The sequence below is a fragment of the Cryomorphaceae bacterium genome (genome assembly GCA_007695365.1).
Classification (GTDB): Bacteria; Bacteroidota; Bacteroidia; order Flavobacteriales_D; family SKUL01; genus SKUL01.
This window is the reverse complement of the sequence record REDV01000059.1, coordinates 59,961-70,710: the sequence shown is the minus strand read 5'-3', so window position 1 is coordinate 70,710 and position 10,750 is coordinate 59,961. Positions and strand designations below refer to the sequence as shown.

Here is a 10,750-nt window from a genome sequence, read left to right as displayed (position 1 = left end):
CGAGTGTGACTACACCATTACGCGCATCTGGACTGCTACCGATGATTGTGGAAACACCGCTACCACCATGCAGGTAATTACTGTACAGCCGGGTGAGGAGAGCGAACTCCAGCAAGTTGAAGTTGACAACAACCTTGTTCAAAATCAAGTTGTGGTACTCTCAGCATTCCCTAACCCAACCACAGGTCTCGCAACTGTACGCGTGGAGGTTCCGGAGCGCACACGAGCAGTTGTAGAGGTGTTCAACATGGAAGGAAAACTTATCGAAACCCTTTACCATGGTGAAATGATCTCTAAGCAACCTTATGACCTCAACTTTGACGGAAGTGGTTTGTCCAATGGCATCTATCTGTACAAACTCACCACTGACAAAGGTGCTTACATTGACAAGCTGATGATTACACGATAATCCAACAGCATCAAAACCAAAAAAGCCAGTCGGAATTCCGGCTGGCTTTTTTTTTGGTCAAAAAATCATCTTCTCGAAATACAAGTTTTGACTTATGCTTCCGAAATGAAAGTCGGGAGTTTCTTCCAAATGCGGTTCATTTTCATGAGCCCTCTTTTAAACAAGCCGAGACTTGCTACTGGTGTTGCATTGTGGGCTATTTCAAATTCTTTGAGTGCTGCATCCAGGTCACCTTCAGCTCCGATTTCATTCCAAAAAGTTTTAAAATCGTCACGGGCATTTTCAAGGGTCACGTGAATGACTCTTGGTTTGTCTCGCAGAAAGAGATTGATGTTTTCGTCGATGGTTCGGCAGTAATCCTCTGCTACCTGCAACCGATTAAAATCAGCTGGGAGCCTGGTAAGAATTCCAAAAGCGTATGCTTTCATAATCCCGCGATCAAAACGTTTTGAAAAACTTCTGGCTACCGCATCGCGCGATCTGGACAGGTGAACGTAAATAGCCTGCTGCCCATACTTTTCATCAAGCCTTCCCAGAAACCAACACAGCCGGTTATCTGCTTCGATATGATTCTGTGGGAATGTTACGCGGCCATCACCCAAAGCATTCATACGAGATTCATGTGCGCAAGTGTAATTGGTAATATGCTCACAAGCCTTGATAAAGGTCGTTGAACCACACCTTCCGCTGTTCAGCACGAATACATTCATGTATGCTCAAAGATTTGAGCAAAGAAAAGCAAAGATTGACCAATAGGAGATAAAATGGCTGAAGACTATCTGCCCTTCTCAATCCACAAAGGCTATAAAAACTCCTAAACCTTGAGGTTCCAGTTGAATTTATCTTCCAAACGACCCTTGCGGTAATTGTTCAGATACGTCAGCACCTTGTTGGAGAATTCCCGCTCACCTACCGGTGGTAAATCATAGTCCTTTCCTTCAAAGCCAATGGTGGCGATATGGGCAATGGTAGCGGCCGTACCTGCGCCAAAAGCATCACTTACTTTTCCATTTTCGAGCTTATCCACCAGTTCATCTACACCAATTCTTCTCTCTACCACTGGCACACCCCAATCTCTGGCAAGTGTAAGCACACTGTCGCGGGTAATTCCGGCCAATATAGTGTCCCCCAGAGGAGGTGTCATCAATCCTTCATCAGTCACGAAAAACACATTCATCGTACCGGACTCTTCGATGTACTTGTGCGTAAGAGCGTCTGTCCAAACCAATTGATCGTAACCCATTTTCTGAGCCAATCGGGCCGGATACAGCGAAGCGGCGTAGTTACCCGCTGCTTTTGCATAACCTGTTCCCCCCGGAGTGGCGCGCGCGTACTTCATTTCTATCTTCACCCGCACAGGAGCTGTGTAGTAAGCGTTTACAGGGCAAGTGAAAATCATAAACCGAAAGCTCTCACCGGGCTTCACCCCAATGAATTCATCGGTAGCAAAAAGAAACGGACGTATGTAAAGAGAACCCGTTTCAGACTGCGGCACCCAACCGGCATCCAGCTTCATCAATTCTACCAAAGCATCGCGAAAAACACCTTCGGGTATAGCCGGCATGCACATACGCTCTGCCGAAATATTCATGCGACGGATATTGGCCTCAGGTCTAAAGAGAATTACCTGGCCGCCCTCGCCTTTGTAGGCCTTCATGCCCTCAAAAATGGATTGACCGTAGTGCAGAACCGCTGTAGCCGGATTCAAAGACAGGTTCGCAAAAGGAACTATCTCAGCATTTTGCCATTGACCGTCTTTATAATCCATCTGGAACATATGGTCGGAAAATTCTCTCCCGAAACGAAGGTTATCAAAATCCAGTTGACTGAGACGGGATTGAGGCGTGGGCTTTACCCGGATTTTTATGTCGGTTGCTAACATGTCACTCATATTCGTATGCTGTAATTTCTAACTCATATCTGATCAGTCGTTCACTACCGGATGATCTGCTTTTACCAGGTCAAACGGAAAACAGCCTGTCGGCCAAAATTAAGAATAAAGGTTTAGTGGCCGAAAAGCACCCGAATGTTGCAAAAATTTAACAGCTTTGAGGTGTCGTGTCAAGTGCCATCGAAATACTGAAAAAATACTGGGGCTATGATGGTTTCCGTCCTATGCAGGATGACATCATTGCATCCGTCCTAAACGGAAAAGATACTCTGGCTCTGATGCCTACAGGAGGCGGAAAATCCATATGCTTTCAGGTGCCTGCTTTGGCAAAAAAAGGAATATGTATCGTGATATCACCCCTCATTGCCCTGATGCAAGATCAGGTTGAAAACCTCAAAAACCGGGGAATAAAGGCTGCAGCGCTGCACAGCGGTATGAGTCCGCGGGAAATAGACTTCTGTCTTGATAATGTGGTGTATGGTGACGTCAAGCTGCTCTATGTTTCTCCTGAGCGCATTCAAGCCCGGCTATTTCGCGACAGGGTGCAAAAAATGAACGTAAACCTTATCGCTGTTGATGAAGCCCATTGCATTTCGCAGTGGGGATATGATTTTCGGCCTCCGTATCTCAAAATCGCCGAACTGCGCGAGCTTCATCCCAATGTTCCGGTACTGGCCCTCACAGCCACAGCCACCCCGGATGTGGTAGATGATATTCAGGAAAAGCTGGCCTTCAAAAAAAAGCATGTACTTCAAAAGAGTTTTGTGAGGGACAACCTCGCTTATCTGGCTTTTCTCGAAGAGAACAAAAGAGGCAGGCTGCTCAACATCTGCAAGAAACAACGCGGAAGCGGCGTAGTGTACGTACGCAACCGGAAGAAAACCGCTGAAATTGCCGGTTTTCTCAACCGACATGGCGTAAAGGCCAATCACTATCACGCGGGGCTCAGCAGCGAACAACGCACTTTGCGGCAAAAAGAGTGGATGAACAACCACGTACAAGTGGTTGTGGCCACCAACGCCTTCGGAATGGGCATTGACAAGCCCGACGTTCGCTTTGTGGTACACCTCGACTTACCCGAAGACCTTGAATCCTACTTTCAGGAGGCAGGTCGGGGTGGGCGCGACGAAAAAAAGGCCTTTGCTGTTCTTCTCTTTGACCAGGGCGACAAGCTTGACTTACAGGAAAAAGTTACGCGGAAATTTCCCGGGCGAGAAACTGTTGTGCGCTGTTACCGCAGTTTGCTTAATCACCTTCAACTGGCTGCCGGCTCAGGGCAGCACGCAACTTTTCCGGTGGATTTACCGGCTATTTCAAAAACCTTTGGAATCTCTCTGCTCGACTTGTTTCACAGCTTAAAATTGCTGGAAGGCGAAGGTTACCTCAGCTTTAACGAAGCTTTTTACAGCCCATCGACGGTGCACGTAGTAGTAAACAAACAAGTGCTCTATGACTTTCGACTGCGCAACTCCGCGCTGGCACCGACCATTGAACTTCTTTTGCGCTCCCACTCCGGGCTTTTTGACGGTCCGGTGAAAATTTCGGAGCAGGAACTGGCCAAGCGATCCGGAAGCAGCTTTCAGAAAATTAAAAAGCAATTGGAACAGCTCCACGAAATGGAAATAATTGCCTATCAGCCGGCCCGAAACACACCGTTGGTAACCTTCACACAACCGGCACAATACGACCGAGACCTAAGACTTTCCAAGGAATATTACGAACTGCGGAAAGAGGTGGCCTATACAAAAATGGAGGCCATGCTCGCCTACCTTGAGCCCGACGTGTGCAGACAGCGAAAACTCCTGAATTACTTTGGCGAAAAATCCGGGAAGCCCTGCGGCCAATGCGATGTATGCCTCAGTGAGAAAGCATCTTCGGGAAGCGAACAAGAAATCAAGGAACACATCCTTGCAAAACTGAAACAAACCCCGATGCGACCGGATGAAATTGCCAACGCAATGCTCATCTACGACCGCGAAAAGGTACTGAAATGCCTCACCTGGCTCGTTGACGAGGAGCGCATTAAGTATTTACCAGACCGAAAACTAGTGGCCTCAGGCTCCTATCGTGAGGAAAATAAGGTATAGCTTTGCGCCATGATGGAAGCTGTTGTAATCCTGCACCCCGGTAAAGACAAATCACTGCTGCGCAGGCATCCTTGGGTTTTTTCCGGGGCCATTCGTGAAATGAAAGGTGAACCCAAAGAAGGCGACCTTGTTTCGGTACTCAATCACCGCGGAAAAATTTTAGCTACCGGCATGTACGGATCAGGCTCAATTGCCGTGCGGGTGCTTGATTTTTCGGATGTTTTGATTGATGAGTCATTCTGGATACAGCGATTAAGCCACGCCTGGGAACTGCGCAAAACGCTTGGGCTTGCCGAAAACCAGCAGACCAACATTTTTCGATGGGTACACGGAGAAGGAGACGGCCTGCCGGGTTTGATTATTGATGTTTACGGGGAAGTGGCAGTGCTGCAACCTCACCAAACCGGCATGTACCGCCACCGCGAAAGCATTGCATGCGCAATGATGAGCGTTGCCGGTGCGCACATCAAAGCGGTGTACTGTAAGGGAGCTGAAGCTCACAACCCAAACGAAACATCCACTTCAGGCTATATTATCGGCCAACCAACTTGCCCTGCAATGGGCCTTGAGTATGGTCATCATTTCAAAATTGACTGGGAGCGCGGTCAAAAAACAGGCTTTTTTGTTGACCAACGCGAGAATCGCCGGTTGCTCGGGTCGCTTGCAAAAGACAAAAAGGTGCTCAACACTTTTTCTTACTCCGGAGGTTTTTCTGTTTACGCTCTGCAAGGTGGAGCAAAACTAGTCCACTCGGTTGACAGCTCTGCGCTGGCCATTGAATGGTGTGATGAGAACGTAGCCCTTATTGACAAGCCTATTGGCAAGCACGAGTCCTTCAAAGCTGATGTGCTTCAACACATCAAGGAATTACCTGAAGACTACGACATCATCGTATTAGACCCTCCGGCGTTTGCCAAGAACCTGAAAGCGCGCCACCGTGCCGTGCAGGCTTACAAGAGACTAAACGCTGCAGCCATGCGTCAAATTAAGCCCGGAGGATTGATTTTTACTTTTTCGTGCTCACAGGTGGTGGACAAAAGTTTATTTCACGGAAGCGTTTTGGCTGCGGCCATTGAGTCCGACAGAAAGGTAAGAGTGCTGCACCAGTTGCACCAGCCGGCCGATCATCCCATCAACATGTTTCACCCCGAAGGAGAATACCTCAAGGGATTGGTCATTCAAGTAGAATAACAGCTGTATGAAACAACTTCGAATCGTTTTTATGGGCACGCCCGAATTTGCAGTGGCCTCGCTGGATGCCATATACAACAGCTTTCACAACGTGGTTGGGGTTGTTACGGCTCCCGACAAACCCGCAGGCCGGGGTAAAAAGATATCGCAATCGGCTGTAAAAGAATACGCCTTGCAACAAGACTTGCCCCTTCTCCAACCGCCCAAACTCAAAGACCCGGAATTTCTCGATGAACTGAAAGCCCTGGAAGCCGATTTGTTTGTGGTGGTTGCATTCAGAATGTTGCCGGAGGCTGTTTGGAGTATGCCTCCCTTGGGAACCATCAACCTGCATGCATCTTTATTGCCCGCCTACCGGGGTGCTGCACCCATCAACTGGGCCATTATCAACGGCGAAAAAATTACAGGCGTCACTACCTTTTTCATCAACCAACAAATAGATACAGGCGACATTATTGACCAAAGAGAGGTTCCTGTTAGCGAGGACATGAATGCCGGAGACCTACACGACGTGCTGAAAGACATCGGTTCGGTTTTGTTGGTAGCAACCCTTGATAAAATTGCGCAGAAAAAAGCCGTTAGGCGCAAACAGTTAAGCGCAGAAGCTTCAGAAAAACCTCCTGAGGCTCCAAAATTAACCCGCGATAATTGCAGGATTCAATGGGACAGACCTGCCGATGAGGTTATTCGTTTTATTAAAGGCCTCAGCCCCTACCCGGGCGCATACACTATTCATCAAACAGACGGGGCTTCCTTTAAAATCCTCGATGCGACAACCGGACAACAACAACTCGCGCCAGGCGAAATCGCGGTATCAGGAAAAACACTTGAGGTTGGAACCGGCTCCGGCAGCATCGCTGTGCTGAGTCTGCAGGCTCCGGGAAAAAGACGAATGACCACACGGGAGTACCTGAATGGCGTACCTCAAGATTATCTCACTCATTTTCAATAACCATGAAAAGGTTTGCGAATAATATGCCGCTGTTATGGCTCGTGTTTCACTGTTGTCTCACTTCAACACTCAACGCGCAAACACAACTTCCCCTTGCAATGACATCTCCTCCAAATGGGGTTCAGGTTGAAAAACTGAGCGAGGACTCACTTTCAACGGCCTACTATATAGTGGTGCAAGACGAGGTAAAGTCTCATTATCATGCCCGACACAGCGAGCACATTGTGGTTATGGAAGGGGAAGGCTTGATGAAGCTGAATGCTGACACAATCGAACTATCACCTGGCATTCATGTATTTATTCCTTCCGGAAGCATCCATTCGGTAAAAGTTACTTCAGATGGTCCATTGGGTGTTTTATCTATTCAAACTCCCAAGTTTGATCCAACCGACCGAATTTCGGTGGAAGAATAGCCAAAACCCACGTGTGACGCGGTTTTCAGGGCAAGTTATTAACAAAGAGCCGTATTTATCAACAAAAAGGGGGCTTTCGTCGTCAAAGGCTTGATGCACTTGGATTTTCGCATATTTTTGTCGCGTACGATTATTCTTTTAACTTAAATCACTTGTAACATGAACAAAGCAGAATTAGTTGAAGCAATGGCTGCAAATGCCGGACTTTCGAAAGCTGACGCAAAACGCGCACTTGACGCATTTATCGGTGCTACTACCGATGCATTGAAAAAAGGAAACCGTGTTTCACTCATCGGTTTTGGTTCTTTCGCGGTTTCAACCCGTGCTGCCCGCACTGGACGTAACCCACAGACTGGAAAAGAAATCCAGATCAAAGCCAAGAAAGTTGTAAAATTCAAAGCTGGTGCTGACCTTTCTGACAAAGTAAAGTAAGCGTCATCAACGAAACTGAAAGGCCTCTGATTTTCAGGGGCCTTTTTTTTTTTGGGGGGGGCCATTACCAAAAGTCCGCTCCTGGCGAAGCCTTCACGCGTTTTTTTTTTATTGTTACCTTTGTCGGCCGCGCTTAAAGCGCATCAAAAAAGCTATTCACTATGGGAAAAGGAGATATCAAGACCGCCAAAGGCAAACGCATCCGTGGAACTTTCGGCAACACCCGCCAGAAAAAACAAAAATTCAGAAAGTACACCGTAGAAACAGCCCCTGCCAAAGCTGAGGCAGCGGAAGAAAAGGCGCCGGCCACTACTGCAAAGAAAGCCCCTGCCAAGAAAGCAAGCACGGCCAAGAAAGCGACTACCGCCAAAAAAGCAACTGCTGCCAAGAAAACAACGACTTCCTCAAAGTCAACAGCCAAAACCACAGCTAAGAAGACTGCAACCAAAAAGGCTGCGTCTGAAAGCAAGGAATAGATTTTCTGCGGCTTACGGCGACAATCTTGCGGTCAACCAAATACCGTTTTCTTTTCGGTAAACGATTCTGTCGTGAAGGCGATTGGGCCTTCCTTGCCAAAACTCATACTTTACGGGCGAAATGGCGTAGCCTCCCCAAAAGGGCGGGCGGGGAATATCGCCCACAGCAAACCGCTCTGTCATTTCTGCAAACCGCTCTTCCAACATACTGCGCGAAGCCAGTTCACTTGACTGTTCGGATGTCCATGCACCGATCTGGCTTTCGCGGGGGCGCGATGCAAAATACGCGTCCGAAAACTCTCCGGGCACTTTTGAAGCATAACCCGACACGCGAACCTGTCGCTCGCTGTTGGGCCAGAAAAAAACAGCACCTACATTATTGGATTGATCAATGTTCCGGGCTTTCTGGCTGTTATAGTTGGTAAAAAACACAAGTTCTCCGTTGTCTTCAAGGGTTCGGAGATACACAATTCGCCCATCGGGAAATCCATCTGCACTATTCGTCAGTAAAGTAAACGCATAAGGTTCAGGGTTCTGACGCTCAATAGCTTCTTTCAGCCAATATTCAAAGAGCACGGCCGGATTTTCAGGGATTTGCCCGTCGTCTAACCTACCCTTTTCAAAGTCCTTCCTGTCCGAAAACAGATGTTCATTCAGTGCGTTCATCGTGTGGCGGTTTTCGAGGCCAAAGATAGGTTTCCCAAACCAATGGCTTTGGCATACCGTATGCAACAACAAGAGGGAAGCGTTGTTTGAGCCATACGCGGCAAAATTGCCACAGATTATATACATTGCAGACCATGATTGATTTCACACCTCCCAATAAACTCGCTCCGCAAAGGGGGCGCATTCTCATTTCATACCCCTATCTGGATGATCCTTTTTTCAAGCGAACAGTTGTACTGCTTTGCGAGCATAATGATGAAGGTTCATTTGGCTTTGTGCTGAACAAATACATCGATGTACAGTTGGATGAGCTCATTGAAGACTTGCCGCGGTTTGATGGGCGGATTGCCCTGGGAGGGCCGGTTCAAACATCCAATTTGTTTTACCTGCACACCCTTGGCGATACGCTTGCCGGTAGCGCTGAGGTGATGAAGGGATTATACATGGGAGGAGATTATGAAGCTCTCCGCGAAGCCATGTCTACGAGAAAACTGAGCCCCGATGACATTCGTTTTTTTGTGGGTTACTCAGGATGGAGTGAAGGCCAATTGGAAGAAGAACTCAAGGAAAACGCATGGCTCATTTCCGAAACAGAGGCTTCACTTGTCATGGACACCGAGACAGATAAACTTTGGCAAGATGTTCTTCGACGTATGGGTTCGCCCTACCGTGTGCTCTCCAACATGCCCGAAGACCCGAGCCTCAACTAGCCACTTCCGCTCTGGCTCTTTCGTTCAGCTTCTCGAGCAAAAAATTGCTCATTTTGTGAAAGTACCTCTTCATACGATAGGCCGAAACCCATCGGATTCCCTGAATAGCATTGGTAAGAAACACTTCGTCGGCAGCCAATAGGTTTTGTGGTGTTAGCGAACATTCGTACACCTTCAGGCTATTTTCCAGCGCAAGATTGATGATTTGCATGCGCATGGTACCTCCAACGCATCCATCGGAAAGAGCGGGTGTGTAAAGCACACCGTTGCTTACAATAAAGAGGTTGGAGTTGGTAGATTCAATGATGTGATTGTTCTCGTTCACCAATAATGCGTCGTGCAGCTTTTGTTTTCTCGCGTAGATGCTGGCCAGAATGTACTGCATGGCATTCACCGTTTTGAAAGGGGCGTATGCCGTAATCTGTTTCTTGATGTCGGGGTACAGATCCACCACCAGTCCCTCTGTATTCAACTCATAGCCATTGATGGGGTGCTTGCTGGCTGCTATCACATACGAAACTCCGGTATCGGTTGGCAAATAAAACCCGCCTGCATTGCGATACACCGTAACACGCAGCCTGCCACCTTCATAAATATCGCACTGCTGAAGAAGCTGCATCATTTCCTTTCGCAGATTGTCAGAGGTTAAGCTCTCTGGCATATCCATCTGCAATACCTCCATGCCCTCTTTAAGCCTGCTGAAATGAATATCCACAAAAACGGGCTTTCCGTTCACTACCTTGATACTTTCAAACAAGCCGTCACCAAAAAGAAATGCCCTGTTCTGCGGACTCAGACCTGAGCGCGTCATATCCAGCAGATCGCCATTCAAAATAATATATTGGTCTGTTTTGGAAAGCGACATCAGGAAAACAGATTTTGAGCCCAGTACAGCACCTGGTTGAAAAACATGAACAAATTATTGAAATCCAAAGCGATCATAAATGCAACACCAAAAAGCGCACCCCAAAAGTGGGCATCGTGGGCTATCCTGTCGCCACCCCGCTTGTCCATATAGGCTTCGTACCACAGATAGCCTATTCCGAACACGAACGAAGGAAGCGGAATGGCGAAATAGAGGTATAGTAATTCAGTGGGCTTAAGCAGGATGTGCGCAAACAATACAGCTGCTACGGCTCCTGAGGCCCCCACCGAGTTGTATCGGGGATTATCGCTGTGTTTCTTGAAAGCCGGCAAGGTTGCAAAGAGAATACCACCAAGGTACAACAACACAAAATAGACCACACCCGCGGTTCCGTATTGCCCTCGCAGATAACCTTCAACACTGTTTCCAAAAAAGAAAAGCACAAACATATTCACTAGCAAGTGTGCCCATCCTGCATGCACAAAAGCGTGCGAAACCACCCTGTACCACTCTTTTCGCACACGCACCACATACGGATTAAAAACCCATCTGGAGAGCCTTGAAGGATCGTTGACACCGGGCAGTGAAAAAGCAATGGTCACTGCAATCAAGATGAAAGTAACCGAAAAACTCATAAAGCCCACGATTTAAAGAGGCA

12 protein-coding genes and 1 pseudogene are annotated in these 10,750 nt (G+C 47.8%); 8 read left to right on the top strand and 5 right to left on the bottom strand.

Annotated features, from left to right (window positions below; translation table 11 throughout):
• A partial coding sequence (locus EA392_03895) for a T9SS C-terminal target domain-containing protein (GenBank protein TVR40556.1) occupies positions 1–409 on the top strand: 409 nt, incomplete at its 5' end.
• A gap of 182 nt (positions 410–591) precedes the next feature.
• On the opposite strand, the pseudogene EA392_03890 reads toward EA392_03895, so the two are convergent.
• Together EA392_03890 and EA392_03885 are read right to left on the bottom strand one after the other, a co-directional pair.
• Positions 592–1,119: pseudogene (locus EA392_03890) on the bottom strand (hypothetical protein).
• A 104-nt stretch (positions 1,120–1,223) separates the two neighbouring features.
• Entirely contained in the window at positions 1,224–2,291 is a 1,068-nt protein-coding gene (locus tag EA392_03885) for a branched-chain amino acid aminotransferase (GenBank protein TVR40555.1), read from the bottom strand.
• Between the two features lie 233 nt (positions 2,292–2,524).
• Between EA392_03885 and EA392_03880 the strand changes: the two genes are divergently transcribed.
• From EA392_03880 to EA392_03855, 6 genes are all read left to right on the top strand, one after another.
• Positions 2,525–4,387 (top strand): RecQ family ATP-dependent DNA helicase, encoded by a 1,863-nt coding sequence (locus EA392_03880; protein ID TVR40560.1) that lies wholly within the window; start codon positions 2,525–2,527, stop codon positions 4,385–4,387.
• 12 nt (positions 4,388–4,399) lie between these two features.
• Positions 4,400–5,578, top strand: coding sequence for a class I SAM-dependent rRNA methyltransferase (locus EA392_03875; GenBank protein TVR40559.1), 1,179 nt, complete (start codon positions 4,400–4,402; stop codon positions 5,576–5,578).
• A gap of 7 nt (positions 5,579–5,585) precedes the next feature.
• A complete protein-coding gene (locus EA392_03870) occupies positions 5,586–6,530 on the top strand; it encodes a methionyl-tRNA formyltransferase (GenBank protein ID TVR40554.1) in 945 nt (314 codons plus the stop codon).
• Positions 6,531–6,532: 2 nt separating this feature from the next.
• Positions 6,533–6,943, top strand: coding sequence for a cupin domain-containing protein (locus EA392_03865; GenBank protein ID TVR40553.1), 411 nt, complete (start codon positions 6,533–6,535; stop codon positions 6,941–6,943).
• 159 nt (positions 6,944–7,102) lie between these two features.
• Positions 7,103–7,375: an HU family DNA-binding protein gene (locus EA392_03860; protein TVR40552.1), complete on the top strand. Its 273-nt coding sequence runs from the start codon at positions 7,103–7,105 to the stop codon at positions 7,373–7,375.
• A gap of 161 nt (positions 7,376–7,536) precedes the next feature.
• Positions 7,537–7,851: a 30S ribosomal protein THX gene (locus EA392_03855; protein TVR40551.1), complete on the top strand. Its 315-nt coding sequence runs from the start codon at positions 7,537–7,539 to the stop codon at positions 7,849–7,851.
• A 12-nt stretch (positions 7,852–7,863) separates the two neighbouring features.
• Here the strand turns inward: EA392_03855 and pdxH are convergent, their stop codons facing one another.
• Positions 7,864–8,517, bottom strand: a complete 654-nt coding sequence (gene pdxH / locus EA392_03850) for a pyridoxamine 5'-phosphate oxidase (protein ID TVR40550.1) — start codon at positions 8,515–8,517, stop codon at positions 7,864–7,866.
• 134 nt (positions 8,518–8,651) lie between these two features.
• Here pdxH and EA392_03845 point away from each other — a divergent pair, with 134 nt between their 5' ends.
• Positions 8,652–9,227 carry a YqgE/AlgH family protein gene (locus tag EA392_03845; protein ID TVR40549.1) on the top strand — a complete coding sequence of 192 codons (576 nt, stop codon included), beginning with the start codon at positions 8,652–8,654 and terminating at the stop codon, positions 9,225–9,227.
• On the opposite strand, the gene EA392_03840 is transcribed toward EA392_03845, so the two are convergent.
• Positions 9,220–10,092 (bottom strand): 4-amino-4-deoxychorismate lyase, encoded by an 873-nt coding sequence (locus EA392_03840; GenBank protein TVR40548.1) that lies wholly within the window; start codon positions 10,090–10,092, stop codon positions 9,220–9,222. The genes EA392_03845 and EA392_03840 overlap by 8 nt on opposite strands.
• A complete protein-coding gene (locus tag EA392_03835) occupies positions 10,092–10,727 on the bottom strand; it encodes a rhomboid family intramembrane serine protease (protein TVR40547.1) in 636 nt (211 codons plus the stop codon). The genes EA392_03840 and EA392_03835 overlap by 1 nt, the downstream gene beginning before the upstream one ends.
• Between the last annotated feature and the right edge of the window lie 23 nt (positions 10,728–10,750).

What these genes read in the sequence shown, in the direction of transcription:
- EA392_03885 (TVR40555.1), bottom strand. Translation starts at nt 2,291, where the DNA reads ATGTTAGCAACCGACATAAAAATCCGGGTAAAGCCCACGCCTCAATCC.
- EA392_03880 (TVR40560.1), top strand. Translation starts at nt 2,525, where the DNA reads ATGCAGGATGACATCATTGCATCCGTCCTAAACGGAAAAGATACTCTG.
- EA392_03875 (TVR40559.1), top strand. Translation starts at nt 4,400, where the DNA reads ATGGAAGCTGTTGTAATCCTGCACCCCGGTAAAGACAAATCACTGCTG.
- EA392_03870 (TVR40554.1), top strand. Translation starts at nt 5,586, where the DNA reads ATGAAACAACTTCGAATCGTTTTTATGGGCACGCCCGAATTTGCAGTG.
- EA392_03865 (TVR40553.1), top strand. Translation starts at nt 6,533, where the DNA reads ATGAAAAGGTTTGCGAATAATATGCCGCTGTTATGGCTCGTGTTTCAC.
- EA392_03860 (TVR40552.1), top strand. Translation starts at nt 7,103, where the DNA reads ATGAACAAAGCAGAATTAGTTGAAGCAATGGCTGCAAATGCCGGACTT.
- EA392_03855 (TVR40551.1), top strand. Translation starts at nt 7,537, where the DNA reads ATGGGAAAAGGAGATATCAAGACCGCCAAAGGCAAACGCATCCGTGGA.
- pdxH (TVR40550.1), bottom strand. Translation starts at nt 8,517, where the DNA reads ATGAACGCACTGAATGAACATCTGTTTTCGGACAGGAAGGACTTTGAA.
- EA392_03845 (TVR40549.1), top strand. Translation starts at nt 8,652, where the DNA reads ATGATTGATTTCACACCTCCCAATAAACTCGCTCCGCAAAGGGGGCGC.
- EA392_03840 (TVR40548.1), bottom strand. Translation starts at nt 10,092, where the DNA reads ATGTCGCTTTCCAAAACAGACCAATATATTATTTTGAATGGCGATCTG.
- EA392_03835 (TVR40547.1), bottom strand. Translation starts at nt 10,727, where the DNA reads ATGAGTTTTTCGGTTACTTTCATCTTGATTGCAGTGACCATTGCTTTT.